This window comes from Kitasatospora sp. NPDC054795 (genome assembly GCF_053611565.1).
On the sequence record NZ_JBSHAP010000080.1, the window covers coordinates 1 to 21,453 of the forward strand.

18 protein-coding genes and 1 riboswitch are annotated in these 21,453 nt (G+C 73.7%); of the genes, 9 read left to right on the forward strand and 9 right to left on the reverse strand.

Annotated features, from left to right (window positions below; translation table 11 throughout):
• Positions 1–165: 165 nt before the first annotated feature.
• Positions 166–1,158 (reverse strand): M23 family metallopeptidase, encoded by a 993-nt coding sequence (locus tag ACWGJO_RS26225; protein WP_452187377.1) that lies wholly within the window; start codon positions 1,156–1,158, stop codon positions 166–168.
• Between the two features lie 2 nt (positions 1,159–1,160).
• Positions 1,161–1,298: riboswitch (cyclic di-AMP (ydaO/yuaA leader) on the reverse strand.
• 354 nt (positions 1,299–1,652) lie between these two features.
• Between ACWGJO_RS26225 and ACWGJO_RS26230 the strand changes: the two genes are divergently transcribed.
• A complete protein-coding gene (locus ACWGJO_RS26230; RefSeq protein ID WP_452187379.1) occupies positions 1,653–3,194 on the forward strand; it encodes an MFS transporter in 1,542 nt (513 codons plus the stop codon).
• 7 nt (positions 3,195–3,201) lie between these two features.
• On the opposite strand, the gene purB is transcribed toward ACWGJO_RS26230, so the two are convergent.
• The gene (gene purB / locus ACWGJO_RS26235; protein ID WP_359907812.1) at positions 3,202–4,641 is read right to left on the reverse strand and encodes an adenylosuccinate lyase; all 1,440 of its coding nucleotides are present in this window, start codon (positions 4,639–4,641) and stop codon (positions 3,202–3,204) included.
• A gap of 109 nt (positions 4,642–4,750) precedes the next feature.
• Here purB and ACWGJO_RS26240 point away from each other — a divergent pair, with 109 nt between their 5' ends.
• Complete coding sequence (locus ACWGJO_RS26240) at positions 4,751–6,880, forward strand: HelD family protein (RefSeq protein WP_452187381.1); 2,130 nt, start codon at positions 4,751–4,753, stop codon at positions 6,878–6,880.
• A gap of 49 nt (positions 6,881–6,929) precedes the next feature.
• Here ACWGJO_RS26240 and ACWGJO_RS26245 read toward each other — a convergent pair whose 3' ends face one another.
• The 3 genes from ACWGJO_RS26245 to ACWGJO_RS26255 form a co-directional block, all read right to left on the reverse strand.
• Positions 6,930–7,385 carry a MarR family winged helix-turn-helix transcriptional regulator gene (locus ACWGJO_RS26245; RefSeq protein ID WP_359907818.1) on the reverse strand — a complete coding sequence of 152 codons (456 nt, stop codon included), beginning with the start codon at positions 7,383–7,385 and terminating at the stop codon, positions 6,930–6,932.
• 81 nt (positions 7,386–7,466) lie between these two features.
• On the reverse strand, positions 7,467–7,883 hold the full coding sequence (locus tag ACWGJO_RS26250) for a DUF3037 domain-containing protein (RefSeq protein ID WP_359907821.1): 417 nt from the start codon (positions 7,881–7,883) through the stop codon (positions 7,467–7,469).
• On the reverse strand, positions 7,880–8,635 hold the full coding sequence (locus tag ACWGJO_RS26255) for a HipA family kinase (RefSeq protein ID WP_359907824.1): 756 nt from the start codon (positions 8,633–8,635) through the stop codon (positions 7,880–7,882). Before ACWGJO_RS26255 ends, ACWGJO_RS26250 begins: the two co-directional genes overlap by 4 nt.
• A 179-nt stretch (positions 8,636–8,814) precedes the next feature.
• On the opposite strand from ACWGJO_RS26255, the gene ACWGJO_RS26260 reads away from it, so the two are divergent.
• Positions 8,815–10,173, forward strand: coding sequence for an NAD(P)/FAD-dependent oxidoreductase (locus tag ACWGJO_RS26260; protein ID WP_452187383.1), 1,359 nt, complete (start codon positions 8,815–8,817; stop codon positions 10,171–10,173).
• Positions 10,174–10,252: 79 nt separating this feature from the next.
• Here the strand turns inward: ACWGJO_RS26260 and ACWGJO_RS26265 are convergent, their stop codons facing one another.
• Positions 10,253–11,461, reverse strand: coding sequence for a GDSL-type esterase/lipase family protein (locus ACWGJO_RS26265; protein ID WP_452187384.1), 1,209 nt, complete (start codon positions 11,459–11,461; stop codon positions 10,253–10,255).
• A 273-nt stretch (positions 11,462–11,734) separates the two neighbouring features.
• Positions 11,735–13,072, reverse strand: a complete 1,338-nt coding sequence (locus tag ACWGJO_RS26270; protein WP_452187386.1) for an aminotransferase class I/II-fold pyridoxal phosphate-dependent enzyme — start codon at positions 13,070–13,072, stop codon at positions 11,735–11,737.
• 34 nt (positions 13,073–13,106) lie between these two features.
• Between ACWGJO_RS26270 and ACWGJO_RS26275 the strand changes: the two genes are divergently transcribed.
• The 6 genes from ACWGJO_RS26275 to ACWGJO_RS26300 all read left to right on the forward strand — a co-directional run bounded on the left by ACWGJO_RS26275 (position 13,107) and on the right by ACWGJO_RS26300 (position 18,834).
• Positions 13,107–13,778 carry a pyridoxamine 5'-phosphate oxidase family protein gene (locus ACWGJO_RS26275; RefSeq protein ID WP_380551428.1) on the forward strand — a complete coding sequence of 224 codons (672 nt, stop codon included), beginning with the start codon at positions 13,107–13,109 and terminating at the stop codon, positions 13,776–13,778.
• Positions 13,779–13,792: 14 nt separating this feature from the next.
• Positions 13,793–14,542: an FMN-binding negative transcriptional regulator gene (locus tag ACWGJO_RS26280; RefSeq protein ID WP_387727850.1), complete on the forward strand. Its 750-nt coding sequence runs from the start codon at positions 13,793–13,795 to the stop codon at positions 14,540–14,542.
• Between the two features lie 117 nt (positions 14,543–14,659).
• A complete protein-coding gene (locus ACWGJO_RS26285; RefSeq protein WP_452187389.1) occupies positions 14,660–16,072 on the forward strand; it encodes a sugar porter family MFS transporter in 1,413 nt (470 codons plus the stop codon).
• Positions 16,073–16,129: 57 nt separating this feature from the next.
• The gene (locus ACWGJO_RS26290; protein WP_387688261.1) at positions 16,130–16,831 is read left to right on the forward strand and encodes a dienelactone hydrolase family protein; all 702 of its coding nucleotides are present in this window, start codon (positions 16,130–16,132) and stop codon (positions 16,829–16,831) included.
• A 106-nt stretch (positions 16,832–16,937) separates the two neighbouring features.
• On the forward strand, positions 16,938–18,206 hold the full coding sequence (locus tag ACWGJO_RS26295) for an MFS transporter (protein ID WP_452187392.1): 1,269 nt from the start codon (positions 16,938–16,940) through the stop codon (positions 18,204–18,206).
• Between the two features lie 100 nt (positions 18,207–18,306).
• Complete coding sequence (locus ACWGJO_RS26300) at positions 18,307–18,834, forward strand: HAD domain-containing protein (protein ID WP_452187394.1); 528 nt, start codon at positions 18,307–18,309, stop codon at positions 18,832–18,834.
• On the opposite strand, the gene ACWGJO_RS26305 is transcribed toward ACWGJO_RS26300, so the two are convergent.
• The gene (locus ACWGJO_RS26305) at positions 18,812–19,600 is read right to left on the reverse strand and encodes a CPBP family intramembrane glutamic endopeptidase (RefSeq protein ID WP_452187396.1); all 789 of its coding nucleotides are present in this window, start codon (positions 19,598–19,600) and stop codon (positions 18,812–18,814) included. The two genes, ACWGJO_RS26300 and ACWGJO_RS26305, sit on opposite strands and share 23 nt — an antisense overlap.
• Before the next feature lie 107 nt (positions 19,601–19,707).
• Positions 19,708–21,213: a glutamate--cysteine ligase gene (locus ACWGJO_RS26310; RefSeq protein ID WP_359907854.1), complete on the reverse strand. Its 1,506-nt coding sequence runs from the start codon at positions 21,211–21,213 to the stop codon at positions 19,708–19,710.
• Positions 21,214–21,453: the final 240 nt, after the last annotated feature.

The following is a 21,453-nucleotide window of genomic DNA, read 5'->3' on the forward strand; positions in this document are numbered from 1 at the left end:
CGAGGAGGTCCTCGTGCGGCCGGGCCGGCCTGGGCGTGTCCCGCGCCCATGTCCGCCGTGCGGCGATCACCCGGTCGAGCGGTCACCCGACATGACCATCCCGGAGGATCGATTCGCCCCGCAGCAGCGGTGGTTCAGAAACCCTCGGGGCTCAGCGGCCCCGGGTCAGAGCGCGACGCCGTGCGCGCGCAGGTAGGCGACCGGGTTGATGTCCGAGCCGTACTCCGAGCCGTTGCGGATCTCGAAGTGCAGGTGCGGGCCGGTCACGTTGCCGGTGGCGCCGGAGAGGCCGATCTGCTGGCCGACGGTGACGGTCTGACCGATCCTCACGCCGATCGAGGAGAGGTGCGCGTACTCGGCGTAGTGGCCGTCGGCGAGCTTGATCTCGACCTCGTTGCCGTAGGCGCCGCCGTTGCCGGCCTTGACCACGACGCCGTTGGCGACGGCGCGCAGCGGGGTGCCGGTGGAGGCGACGAAGTCCTGGCCGGTGTGGTGGCCGGAGGCCCACATCGAGCCGGCCACGCCGTAGGCGGTGCCGAGCTTCGGGTTGGCCAGCGGGGCGACGAAGCCGGAGGTGGCGGCGGCGACCGGAGTGGCGGTCACGACCGGGGCCGGAGCGGCGACCTGCAGCTGGGTCTGGAGCTGGGCGGACGGCTTGGCGGCCTCGGTCTTCACCTGGACCTGGGCCTGCGGCTCGGCGGCCTGGGTCGCCGGGGCGGCCGGCTGGGCGGGCTTCGCCGGGGCGGCCGGCTTGGCCGGGGCGGCGTCGGCGGCCGGCGCGGCGGCGTGGCCCGACAGCGCGAGCTGCTGGCCCGGGAAGATCAGGTTCGGGTTGGCGCCGACGACCGAGCGGTTCTGCTCGTACAGCGCGTGCCAGCCGCCCTCGACGTTCTTGGCGTCGGCGATCTTGGACAGGGTGTCGCCGCTGACGACGCGGTAGCTCTCCTGCGCGGCCTGGGCGGCCGGGGCAGCGGCCGGCGCGGCCGACTTGGCGTCCGTGGAGGCGGCGGCCTGCGCGGCCGGGGCGGCCGGAACGGTGTGGGCCTGGGCGCTCACCGCGGTGACGAGCGGGAGGGCGAAGGAGACACCGGTGACGGCGGTCGCGATGCCGATACGGGCGGCGCGGGGCAGGGCGATACGACGAGCCTGAGCAGGCATGGAATTTTCCTCTCCGACGCCTGCGAGGTGAGCTGTCGGGTTCGGGCTGGAGTTGCCCGGCCGCATGCGCGGCTTCACCCCTAGCCGGTCCTGGACGCCCGCGCCCTGAGGCGCGAACTCCGGTCCGGCGACTTACCTGTGGGTCCCCCGCTCCTGCCGTACAGAGTTCGTTTCGAACCACCGGGCAGCGGCAGGACTCGGCGTTCCACCCGGGGGATCCGTCCGGACTGGCCGGGCGGTCGCTGAACTAAAACCCATCCGTTCGGGTGAAGCAATGTCGATCTCTTGAAAGGGCAACCATCTCCCCCGTTCCGGTGACCCTCCGCAGACCGGACCCCACGGTGCGTACACAACCCATTCACCCCCCGCCACTGATCCACGACCCTGCGCCGAGATCGGCGACGGAACGCAGCCACCCGTTCACGCACCGCCGACCGTCAACACACCCACCGGTGACCCTTGTCACGTGCGCCCCGGCAGCGCAGGATTCGCCCGTGGCCACCTCCGAGGCCGGCACCCTGCGCCTGGGCACCGCGCAGGGTCGCTGGGTACTACTGGCGACCGTGCTCGGCTCCAGCATGGCGATGCTCGACGGCACCGTGGTGAACGTCGCCCTGCCCCGGATCGGCGCCGACCTCGGCGCCTCCCTGGCGTCCCTGCAATGGACCCTGAACGCCTATCTGCTCACCCTGGCGGGCCTGATCCTGCTCGGCGGCGCGCTCGGCGACCGGTACGGGCGGCGCAAGGTCTTCCTGATCGGCGTGGTCTGGTTCGCCATCGCCTCCGCGGCCTGCGCCGCGGCGCCGAACATCCACGTGCTGATCGCCGCCCGCGCCGTCCAGGGCATCGGCGGGGCGCTGCTCACCCCCGGCTCGCTCGCCATGCTCCAGGCCGTCTTCCACCCTGACGACCGCTCGGCCGCGGTCGGGCTCTGGTCCGGCCTCGGCGGGGTGTCCGCCGCGATCGGCCCCTTCCTCGGCGGCTGGCTGGTGGACGGCCCCGGCTGGCGCTGGATCTTCCTGTTGAACCTGCCGCTCGCCGCCGCCGTGATCGCGGTGACCACCCGGTCGGTGCCGGAGACCCGGGACGAGGCCGCCACCGGCCGCTTCGACGTGCTCGGCGCCGTGCTCGCCGCCCTCGCGCTCGGCGCGATCACCTACGCGCTGACCGCGGCCGGCGAGGGCCTGTCCCCGGCGGTCTGGGTCAGCGGGGTGATCGGGGTGGTGCTCGGCGTCGCCTTCGTGGCCGTCGAGCGCCGCGCGCCCGAACCGATGCTGCCGCTCGGGCTGTTCTCCTCACGGCTGTTCACCGCGGTGAACCTGGTCACCCTGTGCGTGTACGCGGCGTTCAGCGGCGTCTTCTTCCTGCTGGTGGTGCAGCTCCAGATCGTGTCCGGGTTCTCGCCGCTGGTCTCGGGCTTCGCCCTGGTGCCGATCACCGTGCTGATGCTGGCGCTGTCCGCGCGCGCCGGGCGCCTCGGCAAACGGATCGGCCCGCGCGTCCCGCTGACCGTCGGACCGCTGCTGTGCGCCGCCGGGGTGCTGCTGATGCTGCGCATCGGCCCCGACTCCTCGTACTGGGTGGACGTGCTGCCCGCCGTCACGGTGATGGGCTGCGGGATGACGCTGCTGGTCGCGCCGCTGACGGCGACCGTGCTGGCCGCCGTCGAGGTCCGGCACGCCGGCATCGCCAGCGGGGTCAACAACGCCGCCGCCCGCGCGGCCGGCCTGCTCGCGGTGGCCGCCCTGCCGGCGCTGGCCGGGCTGAGCGGCGACGCCTACCGGGTTCCCTCCGCGGTCGACTCCGCCTTCCACACCGCGATGCTGATCTGCGCGGGCCTCCTGGTGGCCGGCGGGCTGATCGCCTCCGCGACCGTACGCGGCAATGTGCTCGCCCCCGAGGAGCAGCCGGTGGCCGAGCCGAACTGCGACTGGCCGTGCGGACCGACCGCCCCGCCGCTCGACCCCGGCCACGTCCCCACGACGCGCGAGGGCCCTGCCACCGGTCCGGCGGCAGGGCCCTCGACTCTGAACTGACCGAACGTCAGAGGATGTCGGCCGGCGCGTACTTGGCGGCCTCCGGGTAGGCGGCCGCGACGGCCTCCACCTGGCGGACGACCTCGGCGACCTGGGCACCGGCCGCGCCGGTGAAGGACAGCCGGTCGGCCAGCAGCGCGTCCAGCGCGGCCCGGTCCAGCGGGATCCGCTCGTCGGCGGCCAGCCGGTCCAGCAGCTCGTTCTCCCGAGCGCCCGCGCGCATCGCCAGCGCGGAGGCGACGGCGTGCTCCTTGATGACCTCGTGCCCGGTCTCCCGGCCGACGCCCGCGCGCACCGCGCCCATCAGCACCTTCGTGGTGGCGAGGAACGGCAGGTAGCGGTCCAGCTCGGCCTCGATCACGGCGGGGAAGGCGCCGAACTCGTCGAGGACGGTCAGGAAGGTCTCCAGCAGGCCGTCGAAGGCGAAGAACGCGTCCGGCAGCGCGACCCGGCGCACCACCGAGCAGGAGACGTCGCCCTCGTTCCACTGGTCGCCGGCCAGCTCGCCGGTCATCGAGGCGTAGCCGCGCAGGATGACGGCCAGGCCGTTGACGCGCTCGCAGGAGCGAGTGTTCATCTTGTGCGGCATCGCGGAGGAGCCGACCTGGCCCTCCTTGAAGCCCTCCGTGACCAGCTCGTGGCCGGCCATCAGGCGGATGGTCTTGGCCAGGCTGGACGGCGCGGCGGCCAGCTGGACGAGGGCGGTGAGCACCTCGAAGTCCAGCGAGCGCGGGTAGACCTGGCCGACGCTGGTCAGCACGTTCTCGAAGCCGAGGTGCCCGGCGACCCGGCGCTCCAGCTCGGCCAGCTTGTCGGTGTCGCCGCCGAGCAGGTCCAGCATGTCCTGGGCGGTGCCGACCGGGCCCTTGATCCCGCGCAGCGGGTAGCGGGCGATCAGCTCCTCCAGGCGGCGGAAGGCGACCAGCAGCTCGTCGGTGATCGACGCGAACCGCTTGCCCAGGGTGGTGGCCTGCGCGGCCACGTTGTGCGAGCGGCCGGCCATGACCAGCTCGGAGTGCTGGGCGGACAGCTTGGCCAGACGCACCAGGACGGCCACCGTGCGGTCGCGCACGTGCTCCAGGGACTGGCGGATCTGGAGCTGCTCGACATTCTCGGTCAGGTCCCGGGAGGTCATTCCCTTGTGGATCTGCTCGTGCCCGGCGAGGTCGCTGAACTCCTCGATCCGGGCCTTGACGTCGTGGCGGGTGACCCGCTCACGGGCGGCGATCGAGCCGAGGTCGACCTGGTCGATCACCCGCTCGTAGTCGGCGACGGCGGTGGCCGGCACCTCGACGCCGAGGTCCTGCTGGGCCTTCAGGACGGCGAGCCACAGGTGGCGCTCGAGGACCACCTTGTGCTCGGGGGACCACAGCTGGGCCAGGGTCGCCGAGGCGTACCGGGAGGCCAGGACATTGGGGATCTGGGGCTTCGCGCTCACGCTTCGCAAGAGTAACAGCCGAGGTCACGCCGAACGTCGGCGGCTGGGGTAGGCTGGGTCAATTGAGCGCCTTTCAGATGGCGCACCGCAACCTTCTCACCGCAAGGTTACCACACCGATGAGCGAACATCCAGCGGTCGCGGGAAACCCCGGCGACGCCCTCGCCGCGGCCCTGCGCACCGAGCAGGCCCGCCTCACCCGGCTCTACTCCCGGCTCGACACGGTGCGCGAACGGGCCCGCCGCACCGCCGACGGCGCCCACGACGGAGCCGCCCCCGGCGGCACCCACCAGGCCCGGCTGGAACGCGAGGTGCGCGCCCGCGAGGCCGCCCGCCACGCGGCCCGGCTGGACGCGGTCGAACGCGGCCTGTGCTTCGGCCGCCTCGACGAGCGCGACGGCACCGTCCACTACATCGGCCGCACCGGCCTGACCGACGACGCGTACGAACCGCTGCTGCTCGACTGGCGCACCCCGGCCGCCCGCCCCTTCTACACCGCGACGCCCGCCCGTCCGGGCCCGGTCGTGCGCCGCCGCCACCTGCACACCCGGGGCCGCACCCTCACCGGGCTGGACGACGAGGCGCTCGACCTCGCCGGGCTGGACGAGTCCGGCCGGCGCGGCCTGGTCGGCGAGGCCGCACTGCTCGCCGCCCTCGGCCGCGAGCGCACCGGCCGGATGGGCACCGCCGTCGCCACCATCCAGGCCGAGCAGGACCGGGTGATCCGCTCCCCGCTGCCCGGCGCCCTGGTGGTCCAGGGCGGCCCCGGCACCGGCAAGACGCTGGCCGCCCTGCACCGCGCCGCCTACCTGCTGTTCACCCACCGCGTCGCACTGGAGCGCCGGGGCGTGCTGGTGATCGGCCCCAACCCCGGCTTCCTGCGGTACATCGACCAGGTGCTGCCCGCCCTCGGCGAGACCGAGGTGGTGCTGCGCACCGTCGGCGAGCTCCTCCCCGGCGTCACCGCCACCCGCACCGACGCACCCGCCGCCGCCCTGGCCAAGGGCGGCCCCTGGATGGCCGGGGTACTCCGCCGCGCCCTGGCCGCCCACCAGACGGCCCCCGCCCACGGCCTGGACCTCGGCGACGGGCTGCGGGTCTCCGCCAGGGCCTGCGCCGAGGCCCGGGACGCCGCCCGCGGCCTGCGGCTGCCGCACAACCGGGCCCGCGGCTTCTACCTGAGCACCCTGCTCGACGCCCTCGCCATCGCCCAGGCACTCGCCCTCGGCCGCCCGTACGACGACGAGGAGGCCCACTACGCCCCGCGCGAGCTGTGGGAACGGCCGGACGTCCGCGCCGCGCTCGACCCGCTCTGGCCCCGGCTCACCGCCCGGCAACTGATCGAACGACTGCTCACCGACCGGGAGTTGCTCACCGAAACGGCCCCCGACCAGGCATCCGCCCTGCTCCGCCCGCCCGGCTCGGGCTGGACGGTCGAGGACGTCCCGCTGCTCGACGAGGCCGCCGAACTCCTCGGCACCACAGGGGAATCCGCCCCGACCGACGACGACCCGGACGAACTCGCCTTCGCCCAGGGAGTGCTGACCATCACCGGGCAGACCGACGACGCCCTGCTGGACTCCGCCGCCCTCGCCGAGCGCTTCCGTGACAACGGCCCGTACCGCTCCACCGCCGAACGCGCCGCCGCCGACCGCACCTGGGCGTACGGCCACGTCGTCGTGGACGAGGCGCAGGAGCTGTCCGCGATGGCCTGGCGCGCCGTCCTGCGGCGAGTCCCGACCAGCTCGCTCACCATCGTGGGAGACCTCGCCCAGACCGGATCGCCCGCCGGCGCCCGCAGTTGGGCCGACATGCTCGACCCGCACCTGCCCGGCCGCTGGCACGAGGAACGGCTGACCGTCAACTACCGCACGCCGGAGCCCGTCATGGCCCTCGCCACCGCCGTGCTGCGCACCGCCCTGCCCGACCACCGGCCGCCCGAGTCCATCCGCCCGGGCACCGAGCGGCCGCGCGCCGTCCCCGTCCCGGACGGCGACTTCGCGGCGGCGCTCACCCGGCTGCCCGGCGGCCCGGGCACCCTGGGCGTGATCGCTCCGGACACCCTGGCGGCGGAGCTGGACGCGCTCACCGTCGCGGACGCCAAGGGGCTGGAGTTCGACGCGGTGGTCGTCGTCGAGCCGGCCGGACTCGCCCCGCGCGACCTCTACGTCGCCTTGACCCGGACCACCCGCTCACTCACCCTGCTCCACCACCGGCCGCTGCCACCGGAACTCGCCGGGCTGCTCTGACCGGGACGGCGCGCGGGCGGCGCGGGCCGCGTGTTCTCTTCTGCGCGCGCTACTGCGCGCCGCCCGTACGGCCGGCCAGTACCGGCAGCACCTGCGCGCAGATGGAGTGCAGCGCGATCCGCTGCTCGTCGTCCATCGCCTCGAAGGCCTGGTGGGTCCGGGCCATCTCGCCGCGGATGCGGTTGAGGATCTCCCGGCCCTCGGCCGTGATCACCACGATCTTCACCCGGCGGTCACCGGCCGCCGCCTCCCGGTTGGCCAGACCCAGTGACTCCAGCCGGTCCACGATCCCGGTGACGTTCGACGCGTCACAGCCCAGCCGGCCGGCCAGCGCCCGCATCGGCACCGGCTCCTGCACCGCGCCCAGCGCCTTGGCCTGCGAGGAGGAGAGCCCGTGCCGGGCGGCGGCCGCCGCGAAGTCCTGGAAGTACGCGGCACCGACGGCGGCCAACGCCTCCATCAACTCGGCGTTGGTCGGTACGGTCGTCGTCGCTGTCGAACCCATGGGGCCAGGGTACGGCCAGGTGCTTCAGTATCTCAAGCTTTGACCAGGGCAACCGTCGACGAACCGCCCCGGCCGCCGGTGTCAGAGCACCAGCTGGTCGAACAACCGCCGCAGCTCCGCCTCCGGATCCGCGGTCAGCCCGGTGTGCACGGGCCCCGGCTGGACGATCGCACTGCGCGGCGCGGTCAGCCAGCGGAACCGCTGCCCGGGGCTGTCCCCCGCCGCCGGACCGGCCTGCGGCCCGCCGTGGCAGACCGCCTCGATCCCGTGCAGCGCCCGCCGCACGCCCTGGACGTCCGCCACCGGGTCCAGCGCCAGCAGCCGGGCCTGGTCCAGATGGGTACGGGCCGCCAGGTGCGAGCTCTGCCGGCAGTACAGCAGCACCCCGACGTTGACGCACTCGCCGCGCTCGACCCTCGGCACCGCGCGGATCACGGCGTACTCGTAGTCGTGCAGTTCGACGGTGGCCGGCAGCGCGGACAGCGCGGGCTCGGTCATGCGGGCACCTCCGGCAGCCAGTCGCGCGGACCGGCCAGTCGCTCGGTCAGCTGGGCACGGTACGCGGCGCGCACCTCGTCGGGCGAGTCGAAGCCGAACTCGTCCACCAGCCAGACCTCGGGGATCTGCGCCACCGCGCCCTCGATCGCCGCCTCGGCGAGCGGCGCGAGCGCCTTGTCGGCCGCCGCCAGGTCCGGCCGGGCCCGCAGCAGCGCGTGGTCGGAGGCGTCGTACGGACGGCGCACCCAGGAGGCGGCACCCGGCCAGTTGTGGTGGAAGATCAGGCTCGCGCCGTGGTCGATCAGCCGCAGCCCACCGGTGGCCACCAGCAGGTTGGGGTTGCGCCAGGAGCGGTCGACGTTGCCGATCAGCGCGTCGAACCAGAGCACCTGTCCGGCGAGCTCCGGCTCCACCTCGAAGCAGAGCGGGTCGAAGTTGAGCGCGCCGCTGACGAAGGCCATCCCGAGGTTGGTCCCGCCGCTGGCCCGCATCTGGTCCTGGACCTGGTGGTCCGGCTCGCTGCGCGCGAGCACCGGGTCCAGGTCGATCGTCACCAGCTCCGGCACCGGCAGCCCGAGCCGCCGACCGAGTTCCCCGGCCAGCACCTCCGCGACCAACGCCTTGCGGCCCTGCGCCGCACCGACCCATTTCAGCGCGTACAACCGCCGATCGTCGGCCTCGACCAGGCCCGGCATCGAGCCGCCTTCTCGCAGTGGCGTCACGTACCGGATCGCCGTCACCTCGGGTAGCACGGCCGACAGCCTATCGGTGTCGCCGCCCCACCCGCTCCGACCCCACCGCCGCGCCGCCCCTCTCCCCCACCCGCCGCGGCGCCTCCCCACACCCACGGCCCCACCCCGGTGGCAGCCCCCGCTGCTCCGTGCGAGTGTGGCGGACAGTAATGGGGACCTTCACGGCAAAGGGATGAGCGATGGAACGACCTCGGATCCTGATCGTGGGCGGTGGCTTCGCCGGCCTGGAGTGCGCCCGCCGACTCGAACACAAGCTGTCACCGTCGGAGGCCGAGATCTCGCTGGTCACGCCGTTCAGCTACCAGCTCTACCTCCCCCTCCTCCCCCATGTCGCGGCCGGCGTCCTGACCCCGCAGTCCGTGGCCGTCTCCCTGCGCCGCTCGCTGCGCCGCACCCACATCGTCCCCGGCGGGGCCATCGGCGTGGACCCTGCCTCCAAGGTGTGCGTCGTCCGCAAGATCACCGACGAGGTGGTCGCGCAGAAGTACGACTACCTGGTGCTCTCCCCCGGCAGCGTCACCCGCACCTTCGACATCCCCGGCCTCACCGACTACGCCCGCGGCATGAAGACGCTCGCCGAGGCGGCCTACGTCCGCGACCACGTGATCGCCCAGCTCGACCTCGCCTCCGCCACCCTGGACCAGAGGGAGCGCGAGTCCCGGCTCCAGTTCGTGGTCGTCGGCGGCGGCTACGCGGGCACCGAGACGGCCGCCTGCCTCCAGCGCCTGACCACCGCCGCCGCCCACCGCTACCCGCGCCTGGACGCCCGGCAGATCAAGTGGCACCTGATCGACATCGCCCCGAAGCTGATGCCGGAGCTGGGCGACCCGCTCGGCGAGGCCGCCCTGGAGGTGCTGCGCGAACGCGGCATCGAGGTGTCGCTGGGCGTCTCGGTGGCCGAGGTCGGCGCCGAGACCGTCAAGTTCACCGACGGCCGGGTGCTCCCCTGCCGCACCCTGATCTGGACCGCCGGCGTGGCCGCGAGCCCGCTGATCGGCACCCTGGACGCCGAGACGGTCCGCGGCCGGCTCGCCGTGACGGCGGAGATGCGGGTGCCGCAGTTCGAGGGCGTGTTCGCGGTCGGCGACGCCGCCGCCGTCCCCGACCTCGCCAAGGGCGACGGCGCGGTCTGCCCGCCGACCGCCCAGCACTCCGCCCGCCAGGGCCGCGCGGTCGCGAACAACGTGATCGCCTCGCTCCACGGCCGCCCCCTGGAGCCGTACTACCACAAGGACTTGGGGCTGGTCGTCGACCTCGGCGGCAAGGACGCGGTCTCCAAGCCGCTCGGCGTGGAGCTGCGCGGGGTGCCCGCCCAGCTGGTGGCGCGCAGCTACCACCTGATGGCGATGCGGACCAACGCGGCCAAGTTCCGGGTGGGCGCCAACTGGCTGCTCAACGCGACCGCCGGTGACGACTTCGTCCGCACCGGCTTCCTCGCCCGCCAGCCCGCCCGCCTGCAGGACTTCGAGTACACCGACGCGTACTTGACGAAGGATCAGGTCCGCGCGCACGCCCAGTCGCTGCTCGCCAAGGGCTGAGCGACGGCCGTACGGCGCCCCCGCGGCCGAGGCTGCGGGGGCGCCGTGTCACGCGGTCGGCGCGCCGTCGGGCGCGCGGTCACCGAGCGGTGAGGTACATCCCGCCCGCGTCCTGCCCGGCCGTGTTGCGGCACGCGTAGTCACCGCTCGGACGCGCCCACAGCAGCGTCAGGCAGCGCCCGGCCGCCTGCTGGCCGTAGTAGTTGGGGTGCATGGACTCCTGCAGCACGCCCTGCGTGGAGTTGAGCCCGCCGTCCAGGAAGCGCGCCCACTCGCTGGTGGTCGCGGACGGGCCGGTGCTCGCGGTCGGCTGCTTGGTGGCCGTCGAGCAGACCTCGCGGCCCTGCAGCATGTCCGACAGGTCCAGGAACTGCGCGCCCTTGGCGGCGGCGACGCCCGCCAGCGCCCGGGAGATCTGCGGCACCATGGAGTCGCGGGCCCAGTCGGCGTCCCCGTCCCAGAACGGGCAGCCGCCGGTGTTGGAGCGGGTCCAGCCGCTCTCCGGGTAGCGCATCTCGGCGCTGCGCGGGATCGGCGACGGGTAGGACTGCAGCACCAGGCGGTAGTCCGACTGCGCGTAGCCGGCGTCGGCCATCACCGCGCGGACCTCGTCGACCGCCTTGCCGACCCCGGCCATCGCGGCGGGCATCCTGTCGTCGATCTGGGACTGCGCGGAGTAGTGGCAGTAGGAGTACCAGATCAGGTAGTCCTTCACGCAGGTGGAGATGACGTCCGAGAAGCCCAGGTCGTTGCCGCCGATCGACAGGGTGATCAGCTTGACGTTGTTCTGCCGTGCCACGGTGGCGAGTTGGTCGGCCTGCGGGGCCTCGCCCTTGAGCGACTGGCCACCGTTGGAGGCGCGGAAGACGTTCGCGCTGACGGCTCCGGAGCAGGCCAGGTCGATCTCGTTCTGGGCCCCGGTCGAGGCGCTGAGCACCTCGGAGACGTCCGAGCGGTCGCATCCGCTCGCGGCGGTGGCGCCGTAGACCCGCGAGGCGTCGTACGCACTGCCGGTCCAGGCCCGGTCGGTGCCGTTGCGGCTGCCGCTGGTGCCGGCCGAGTTGCCCTTCCAGCGGCCGGCCTCGCCGGAGATGTAGCTGTCGCCGAGCGCGACGCTGGCGGTGGGCCCGGACGGCACGGCGGCCGGTGCGGCCGGTGCGGCGGAGGCCGGCGAGGCGACGGCCAGGCCCGCGACGACGAGCGGGAGCGCGAGGGCTGCGGCCAGCAGCCGCCGGCCGGGACGACGGGTGCTGCGGGTGCTGCGGGTGCTGCGGGTGTTGCGGGTCATGCTCGAACAGTTCTCGGGCACTGCGGAACTCCTGCGGCTCGATCCTCCCGAGGAATGGGGAACGGGAGGATGCCTGGGTGAGGGTGGGCCGCCGGCCGGTGGCGCGATGAAAGATGACATGCCCGCGCTCGCCACCGCTAGGCATCTGCGGGAGGTTTCCGCTTTTGTTACCGCCGGGTTCAGACCAGGCGGGCGGGCGACGACCGGATGCCGCCCGCGGTTCACACCCGCCACACCTGCCCCACCCGGCCCACGGCGCACCGGCCCACGGGCTCACACCAGCCGCGACCCGCCCCTGCCCGCGCCCAGCACCGCCGCCAGGTCCTCCGCCAGCTCCCGCGCCTGCGCCGCCTCCAGCCGCGCCGTGGTGAACCGCAGTCCGGGCGGCGACTGGATCCGGTACCGCGCGCCGGGCGCCGCGACCCAGCCGCGCTGCACCAGGGCAGCCAGCACCGAGGTCTCGTCCGGCACCGGCACCCAGACGTTCAGCCCGCTCCGCCCGTGCGCCGCGATCCCACGGGCCGCCAACTCGCCCAGCAGCGCGTCGCGCCGGGCCCGGTACGCGGCGGCCACCCGGTCCGCCGGCGCGGCGTCGCCGCGCCACAGCTCCGCGACGGTGCGCTGCAGCAGGTGGCTGACCCAGCCGGCGCCCAGCCGCAGCCGGCCGGCCACCCGCCCGATCGTCTCCGCGTCGCCGACCGCCACCGAGACCCGCAGGTCCGGCCCGTACGCCTTGGCCGCCGAGCGCACCACCGCCCAGTTCCGGGTGCCGGGGCCGACCAGCGGGTGGTACGGCTGGTCGACCATGCCGTGCCCGTGGTCGTCCTCGATCAGCAGCACTCCGGGGTGCTCGGCCAGTACGGCCTTCAGCGCCTCGGCCCGCCGCGCGGTGAGCGCCGCCCCGGTCGGGTTCTGCGCCCGGCTGGTGACCACCACGGCCCGGACGCCCTCGGCCAGCGCGGCGGCCAGCGCCTCCGGCAGCGGGCCCTCGTCGTCCAGCCGGACGGGCACCTGCTTCAGGCCCAGCGCGGGCAGCAGGTCGAGCAGGCTGCCCCAGCCCGGGTCCTCGACGGCCACCGCGTCGCCGGGGCGCAGCCGGGCATCGAGGATCCGTTCGATGGTGTCCAGCGAGCCGGAGGCGACGGCGATCGGGCCGCCGGGCAGGCCGTCGGCCTCGAAGGAGGCGCGGGCGAGCGCGAGCAGCTGCGGGTCGACGTCGGCATGCCCGTACAGCACCGGGTCGGTGCGCGCGGCCTCGGCGGCGGCCGCGAGGGCCGGGGCGAGGTCGGGCAGCAGGGCCGGGTCGGGGTTTCCGGTGGACAGGTCGCGGGCGTGCGGCGGGACGGGGATGCGGATCTGGTCGCGCGGGGTGAGCGCGGGTCTGGGCAGGATGCGGCTGCCCTTGCGGCCGGCGGTCTCGATCACGCCGCGGTCGCGCAGCAGCCGGTAGGCCGCGGCGACGGTGTTGGGGTTGACGCCCAGTTCGGTGGCGAGGTCGCGCAGCGGGGGCAGGGCGGTTCCGGGGGCGAGTCGCCCGCTGCTCACGCCCTGCTCGACGTGGGCCGCGATTTCGCTGGCGCGTCGCCCCTTCAGCGGATAGTCTCCTAGCACAAAGCAAATTATGCACTAGTACGTAGAGGATGTCATGTCAGCCACCCCGGAAGGGTCGCCCAGCTACTCCCGCACCGCCAGGACCACCCCCACCCGCTACCGGGACCGGGCCACCTGGGAGCAGGAGGCGATCCACGCCATCCTCGACAGTGCCTACATCTGCCACCTCGGCTTCGTGGTCGACGGCGCCCCCGTGGTGCTGCCGACGATCTTCGCCCGGGTCGGCGGCCGGCTCTACGTCCACGGCTCCACCGGCAGCCGTCCGATGCGCAACGCCTCCGGCGAGCAGGGCATGCCGGTCTGCGTCACCGTCACCCAGGTCGACGCGCTGGTGCTGACCAAGTCCGCGTTCAACCACTCGGTGAACTTCCGCTCGGTGGTCGCCCACGGCACCGCGCACCAGGTCACCGACCCCGAGGAGCTGGACGTCGCACTCGCCGCCCTGGTCGACCACGCGATACCGGGGCGCTCCGCCGAGGTCCGTCCGGCCAATGCCAAGGAGCTCGCCGCCACCGCCGTCCTCCGGCTGGAGCTGGACGAGGTCTCGGCCAAGACCCGCGAGGACGGCGCCGACGACGACCCGGAGGACGCCGACCTGCCCTACTGGTCCGGCCTGATCCCGGTCACCGCGGTGCACGGCACCCCCGAGCCGCACCCCGGCACCACCGTCCCGCTCCCCGCGCACCTGCGCGGCTACCCCCGCTGACGGGAGGCGCACCCGTGCTGATCAGATCCTGGGACCGCGGCGACGAGGCCGAGTGGCGGGCCTGGCTCGCCGAGGGCCGCGACTTCGGCCTGCTCGCCGCCAACGGCGGCCCCGGCGAGGGCCCCGTGCTGGTCCCGACCCACTTCCTGCTGGACGTCGAACACGGCGAGATCCTGCTCCACCTCGCCGCGCCCAACCCGCTGCTGGCCGCCGTCCGGGCCGACCCGAAGGTCACCCTCGCGGTCACCGACGGCTACGCCTTCGCGCCGGGCCACTGGCGCGGCGCACCGGGCACACCGACCAGCTACTACGCCTCGGTCCACTTCCACTGCACCGCCGAGGTGGTGGAGTCCGCGGCCGGCAAGGCGGAGATCCTCAACCGCCAGCTGGCGCACTTCCAGCCGGAGACGCCGGAGGTCCGGGTGGTGCCCGGCGAGGGCGAGTTGGCCCGGCAACTGCCCGGGCTGCGCGCGCTCCGGCTGACCGTCGACGAGGTGCGGGCCAAGTTCAAGTACGACGACAAGAAGCCGGCCGAGGCACAGTACGCGATCGCCGACCGGCTCGCCGAGCGTGCCGACGGCCCGGGGCGCGGCCGGGACCAGTACGCCGCCGCCCGCGCCCAGTTGCTCCGCCGTCACCGGCGGCGCACCGACGGGCCGCGCACCGCACCGCAGGGCCCCGCCGGCCCCCTGGGCAACGCCCCGCGCTCCGACCTCCCGCGCACCACCGGACGGCGCACCGACGGGCCGCACGCCACCGGCTGACCCCGGATCACCCGGTCGGCCGCCAACTCGGGCAGGTCGGCCGCCGCGCTGCTCGAATGTGAGACGAGCCCTGCCCACTCGGCGTCGGAGCGGGCCCGTCGACCCCCGGGAGCGCGAGTGTCCTCAGTCAACAGCCAACGGGCGGCCGGCGAGGCCCACCTCGGCCACGTGGTGTTCATCTCGGCGGCCGCCGCCATGGGCGGCTTCCTGTTCGGCTACGACAGCGCGGTGATCAACGGTGCCGTGACGGGCATCCAGAAGCACTTCGCGGTGGGCCACGGCACCACCGCCTTCGTGGTGGCCATCGCCCTGCTCGGCTCGGCCCTGGGGGCGGTGCTCGCCGGCCGGCTCGCCGACCACCTCGGCCGGGTCCGCACGATGCTGCTGGCCGCCGCGCTGTTCGCGGCCAGCGGCATCGGCTCGATGTTCCCGCCGAACATCGAGACCCTCGCCGCCTGGCGCGTGGTCGGCGGCATCGCGATCGGCATCGCCTCGGTGATCGCCCCCACCTACATCGCCGAGGTCGCCCCGACCGCCTACCGCGGCCGGCTCGCCTCCTTCCAGCAGATGGCGATCGTGCTCGGCATCACCGTCTCCCAGCTCGCCAACTGGGCGCTCAACCAGGCCGCCGGCGGCGAGTCCACCAACCACCTCGGCGGCATCCAGGCCTGGCAGTGGATGCTCGGTGTCGAGGCCATCCCGGCCCTGGTGTACGGGCTGATGGCGCTCGCCATCCCGGAGTCGCCTCGCTTCCTGATCGCCGACCACCGCGAGGAGCAGGCCCGCAAGGTGCTGGCGGAGGTCGAGGGCGAGGGCGTGGACCTGGACGCCCGGGTGGCGGAGATCCGCTCGGTGCTGGAGTCCGCCCACAAGCCCCGGCTCAAGGACCTGCTCGGCGGCCGCTTCGGCCTGCTGCCGATCGTCTGGGTCGGCATCGGCGCCTCGGTGTTCCAGCAGTTCGTCGGCATCAACGTGATCTTCTACTACTCGTCCTTCCTGTGGCAGTCGGTCGGCATCAACGAGTCCAACTCGCTGCTGATCAGCCTCTCCACCTCGATCATCAACGTGATCGGCACGGTGATCGCGATGGCCCTGGTGGACCGGATCGGCCGCAAGCCGCTCGCCCTGGCCGGCTCGATCGGCATGGCGGCCGCGCTGGGCACCGCCGCCTGGGCGTTCTCCTACCGGGAGGGCACCGGCAGCACCGCCACCCTGGACAACACCCACGCCACCGTCGCCCTGATCGCGGCGCACGTCTTCGTGCTCTGCTTCGCCTTTTCCTGGGGCGTGGTGGTCTGGGTCCTGCTCGGCGAGATGTTCCCCAACCGGATCCGCGCGCTGGCCCTGTCCGTCGCCGCCTCGGCGCAGTGGATCGCCAACTGGGCGATCACCGTCAGCTTCCCGGACCTCGCCGACTGGAACCTCTCGGCGACGTACGTCATCTATGCGGCCTTCGCCCTGCTCTCCGTCCCGTTCGTGGTCTTCTGCATCAAGGAGACCAAGGGCCGTGCCCTCGAGGAGATGGGCTGACCCGGCCCGCCCCGCCGAACACCCGCCGCACGCGGCCCGACCCACCGAGAGGAAGCCATGCCTGACGAGGGCGGCTCCCGGCAGAACGTGACCTTCCCGAGCAACGGCCGCACCGCGCACGGCTACCTGGCCCGCCCGCCGCAGGGGGTCGGGCCGGGCCTGGTGGTGGTGCAGGAGTGGTGGGGGCTCACCTCGCACATCGCCGACGTGGCCGACCGCTTCGCCGCCGAGGGGTTCACCGTCCTGGCCCCCGACCTGTTCGGCGGCGCCACCACCCACGACGGTGCCGAGGCCGCCCGGTTCAAGCGCGAGCTCCCGGTCGACCGGGCGGTGGAGGACCTGGCCGGGGCCGTCGACCACCTGCTCGCCCTGGACGGCGTGGTCGGCGACGCGGTCGGCGTGGTCGGCTTCTGCATGGGCGGCGGCTTCGCCCTGCTGCTGGCCGCCCGGGCCGGCGACAAGGTGGCCGCCGTGGTCCCGTTCTACGGCCTGCCGCCCGATCCGGACTTCGACTACCGCGGACTGACCGCCCATGTGCTCGGCCACTTCGGCGAGTTGGACGGCTCGATCCCGATGGCCGCGGTGGACGAGGCGGCGATCCGGATCGGCGAGGCCACCGACGTCCGCCCGGAGATCCACTTCTACCCGGCCGGGCACGCCTTCATGAACGACGAGAACCTGATCGGCACCCACGACCCGCTCCAGGCCCGGATCGCCTGGCGCCGGACCCTCACCTTCCTCTGGGGCCACCTCGGCTGAGGGGGCCACCTCGGCCGATGGGACCCTCGGCCGAAACCCCGCGCTCCGGGCGTCCGGGCGGGTAAACCGGATGGACACCCGTACAGCCCCACGGCATAGTCTCCGGGTGCCGACCCCACTCCCGTCCCCACGCCGCTTCGCCTGGGCGAGCCGTAACTTCCGCGTCCAGACCGCCGCCACCGTGATCAGCGGCCTCGGCAACGCCGGCGCCCCCATCGCCACCGCCTTCGCCGTGCTCGGCACCGGCGGCACCACCACCGAGGTCGGCTACGTCACCGCCGCCCGGCTGGTGCCCACCGTGCTGCTCATGGTGGTCGGCGGCACCCTCGCCGACCGGCTGCCGCGCCACCTGATCATGGTCGCCGCCAACGTGTTCAGCGGGGTCTCCCAGGCCGTCCTGGCCGCCCTGGTGCTGACCGGGGAGGTCCGGCTCTGGCAGATGCTGGCGCTCTCCGCGGCCGGCGGGGCCGGCTACGCCCTCTACTCCCCCGCCTCCGGCGGCATGATCATGCAGGCCGTCCCGCAGGAGCACGCCGCCCGCGCCTTCGCGGTCTTCCGGATGGGCCTCAACGCCTCCCAGATCGGCGGTGCCGCCCTCGGCGGCGCCCTCACCGCCGCCGTCGGCCCCGGCTGGGTGCTCGCGCTGGACGCGCTGTGCTTCCTGGCCGCCGCCGTCCTCCGCTTCTTCCTGGAGCCGGAGCAGGGCCCCGCATCGACCGGCAGCAGCATGCTGCGCGATCTGCGCGAGGGCTGGCGGGAGTTCGCCTCCCGCCGCTGGCTCTGGGTGATCGTGCTCCAGTTCTCCGTGCTGGTCGCCTGCATCAACGCGGTGGAGTCGGTGTACGGGCCGACCGCCGCCAAGGAGCGGCTCGGCGGCGCGGGCGCCTGGGGCCTGGCGATGTCCGCCTACGGCGTCGGCCTGGTGGCCGCCGGCGTGTTGATGACCCGCTGGCGGCCCCGCCGGATCCTGCTGGTCGGCAACTGGGGGGTCTTCCTGTTCGGCGTGCCCGCCGTGGCCCTCGCCGCCGAGGTGCCGCTGCCGCTGCTGGTCGTCGCGATGTTCCTGTCCGGCGTCGGCGTCACCGTCTTCAGCGTCAACTGGATGGTCGCGCTCCAGCAGGAGATACCCGAGGAGATGTTCTCCCGGGTGTCCGCTTACGACGAACTCGGCTCCTACTCGCTGGCCCCGGTCGGCACGGCGCTGGCCGGCCCCGCGGCCGTGGCGCTCGGCCTGTCCGGCGCGCTCTGGGCGTGCGCCGTCGCCTGTCTGGTGCTCAGCGCGGTCGTCCTGCTGGACCCGCAGGTCCGCAGGCTGAGCCGTCGGAGCACGTCGGACGCACCGGTGCCCGTCGGCGAGCCCGCGCCCACCCCGTGAGCGCCCCGTGCGCCCCGGGTGCGCCCGCCCGCGGGCAACCGGAGGTGTGCGAGGGTCGTCCGAACAGGCAGGAAACACCACCGCATCCGAGGGGCCACCGGTGCCGAAGCCACTGCTGTTCCTGGACGTCGACGGCGTCCTGAACCCGGTCTGCCCGCACCCGGACGCCGGGTTCGACGCCCACACCCTGTTCGGCTACACCGTCCTGCTGTCCGCCCGGCACGGCGCCTGGCTGCGCGAGCTCGCCGGAACGTACGACCTGGTCTGGGCCACCACCTGGGAGGAGCACGCCAACACCCACATCGCCCCCGCGGTCGGCCTGGACCCGCTCCCCGTGGTCACCTTCACCGGCTACGTCCCGCAGCCCGGCGACCCGCGCGTCCCGCTGATGGAGCTGTTCTCCGCCGCCAAGTGGGCCCCGCTGCTGCGCTACGCCGACGGCCGACCGTTCGCCTGGGTGGACGACGTCATCCCGCCGCGGCTGGTCCGCCGCTCCCAGTGGCGCCGGGACCGCCTGCTGCTGCCCATCGATCCCGGCCAGGGCCTGGAACGCCGGCACGTCGACCGGCTGCTCGCCCGTCCGCCGCGCGGCCAGGCGCTCTCGCTCAAGGGGTCGGAAGCCAGGTGACGTGCCCGGCCAGCAGGGCGTACCCGACGAAGGCCACGGTGTCGATCAGCGCGTGCGCCACCACCAGCGGCATCACCCGCCCCCAGCGCCGGTACAGCAGGCAGAACACCACGCCCATCACCATGTTGCCGATCAGCCCGCCGACCCCCTGGTACAGGTGGTACGAGCCGCGCAGCACCGAACTCGCCGCCACCGCGGCGGGCCACGACCACCCCAACTGCCCCACCCGGCGCAGCAGGTAGCCGAGGACGACGACCTCCTCCAGGACGGCGTTCTGCCAGGCCGACAGCAGCAGCACCGGTACCCGCCACCACACGTCCGGCAGCCCGGACGGCGCCACCGTGAGGTTGTACCCGGCCGCCTGCGAGGCCAGGTAGAGCGCCAGCCCCGACCCGCCGATCGCGGCCGCGACGGCGGCGCCCCGACCCAGGTCGCGCAGCTTCTGCCCGAGGTCGAAGCCCAGCGCCCGCAGCGCGACGCCCTCGCGCACCAGCAGGTAGCCGACCAGCACCACCGGCATCAGCCCGCGCCCGATGTAGTACAGCTGCCAGACGAGGTCCAGCCAGGGCCGCCCGGGCGCCCGCGAGCCGTTCAGCGTGGCGACCTGCTGGCCGAGCTCGAGCGGTTCGGTGAGCGAGCCGGTGAAGCTGATCAGCGCGCTGATCCCGCTGGCCCCGAGGGAGAGGCCGAGGACGATCAGCAGTTCCGCGCCGAGCAGCCGACGGGTGGGCTTCGCGGTCTCCGGCGCGGTCGGGACGGTGGTCACGGGGGCTCCAGCGGAGGGGCGGTCGCTCCGGCCGTCGGCCGACCGCCGGAGCGATCATCCTGACACAACCCCCGGAACGCCCCGGCGGGGAGGCGGGTTCCGGGGGATCAGCCCACCGGCCAGGTGTGCACCGGCTCCCCGCCGCGCATGTGTTCGGCGTAGCGCCTGGTCATCGCCGCGAGCGCGGCCGGCCGGTCCATCCCGTACTGCTCGCGCAGCCGGTGGAAGGTCGCGACCTGCCAGGACGCGCCGTTGGCGCGGCGCAGGCAGCGCTGCTCGATGATGCCCAGGTAGCGGTCCCGGTCTGCGGGCTCCACGCCCCACTCGTCGAGGCCCTGGTGGGCCATCGGCAGCAGCTCGTTCAGCACCAGGTCGACGGCGGACACGGTCTGCAGCCCGCCGCCGCGCCCGGCCCGCCCGGAGCGCGGCCACTGGAACACCGCGTCGATGCCGTACCGGGCGCCCTGCTGGAAGTTCTCGTCCGCCCGTTCGAACGGGAGCCGGGTCCAGATCGGCCGGGGCTGCTCGGCGAGCACCCGCACCAGCCCGTAGTAGAAGGCGGCGTTGGCCAGTGTGTCGGCCACCGTGGGCCCGGCCGGCAGGGCCCGGTTCTCCACCCGCAGGTGCGCCACCCCGCCCGCGATGTCGTACACCGGGCGGTTCCAGCGGTAGATGGTGCCGTTGTGCAGCCGCATCTCGGCGAGCCTGGGCGCGCCGCCGGAGGCCAGCACCTTCAGCGGGTCCTCGTCGTCGCAGATCGGCAGCAGCGCGGGGAAGTACCGCAGGTTCTCCTCGAACAGGTCGTACGCCGAGTCCACCCAGCGCTCGCCGAACCAGGTGATGGGGCGCACGCCCTGCGCCTTGAGCTCCGCCGTACGGGTGTCGCAGGCCTGCTGGAAGAGCACCGGACGGGTCTCCCGCCACAGCTCCCGCCCGAACAGGAACGGCGAGTTGGCGCCGAGCGCGAGCTGCGGCCCGCAGATCGCCTGGGCCGCGTTCCACACCGAGGAGAACCGCTCCGGGGTCACCTGGAGGTGCAGCTGGAGCGAGGTGGCGGCGGCCTCGGCCACCATGGTGATCGACTCCAGCTGGAGGCGCTCGACCCCCTCGATGTCCAGGGCGATGTCCTCGCCGCGGGCGGCCAGGATCTGGTCGCTGAGCAGGCTGTACCGCTGGTTGTGGCTCATCGCGTCGAGCCCGGTGTGGGCGTGTTCCAGGGTCGGCAGGATGCCCACCATGACGATCCGGGCGCCCGCCTCGGCCGCCCGCCGGTCGGCGTAGCGCAGCCCGGTGTCGATCTCCTCGCGCAGTTCCTCGAAGACGTGCCCGCAGAGCCGGTGCGGCGTGATGTTGACCTCGATGTTGAAACGGCCCAGTTCGGTCTGGAAGTCGCTGGAGCCGATCGCGCTCAGCACCTGCGCGTTGTTCATGGCCGGCAGGCCCTGCTCGTCGGCCAGGTTGAGCTCGATCTCCAGGCCCATCACCGCCCGCGGCCGGTCGAAGCGGTCCTCGCGGAGCATCCGTCCGAGCGCTTCGAGACACGCGTGGAGCTTGCGCCGGTACAGCTGCCGGTCCGCCAGTTCCGCACGAGTCGCCACGACCTTCTCGCCCACGGTCCCCTCCTCCAGAGCCACCCCGTCGAGCACCCGGTCGACCGACCGTGCAAGCAGCATGCCCACCTCGAAGATCGATACCCGAATGCGCTTACTGGCTTGCATTGCAAGGCATCTGATGGAAAATCAGAAGAACTGTAGACTTGCCCGGCACCACAGCCTGTGATAAACAGATCACCCTGTGCATCTGTTCGAATTGGTACAGCGCTCCGGCCGGTCCGCCTCGCCCCGAAGGCCCTC

What these genes read in the sequence shown, in the direction of transcription:
- ACWGJO_RS26240 (WP_452187381.1), top strand. Translation starts at nt 4,751, where the DNA reads ATGAGCGAACATCCAGCGGTCGCGGGAAACCCCGGCGACGCCCTCGCC.
- ACWGJO_RS26225 (WP_452187377.1), bottom strand. Translation starts at nt 1,158, where the DNA reads ATGCCTGCTCAGGCTCGTCGTATCGCCCTGCCCCGCGCCGCCCGTATC.
- ACWGJO_RS26265 (WP_452187384.1), bottom strand. Translation starts at nt 11,461, where the DNA reads ATGACCCGCAACACCCGCAGCACCCGCAGCACCCGCAGCACCCGTCGT.
- ACWGJO_RS26290 (WP_387688261.1), top strand. Translation starts at nt 16,130, where the DNA reads ATGCCTGACGAGGGCGGCTCCCGGCAGAACGTGACCTTCCCGAGCAAC.
- ACWGJO_RS26245 (WP_359907818.1), bottom strand. Translation starts at nt 7,385, where the DNA reads ATGGGTTCGACAGCGACGACGACCGTACCGACCAACGCCGAGTTGATG.
- ACWGJO_RS26275 (WP_380551428.1), top strand. Translation starts at nt 13,107, where the DNA reads ATGTCAGCCACCCCGGAAGGGTCGCCCAGCTACTCCCGCACCGCCAGG.
- ACWGJO_RS26260 (WP_452187383.1), top strand. Translation starts at nt 8,815, where the DNA reads ATGGAACGACCTCGGATCCTGATCGTGGGCGGTGGCTTCGCCGGCCTG.
- ACWGJO_RS26250 (WP_359907821.1), bottom strand. Translation starts at nt 7,883, where the DNA reads ATGACCGAGCCCGCGCTGTCCGCGCTGCCGGCCACCGTCGAACTGCAC.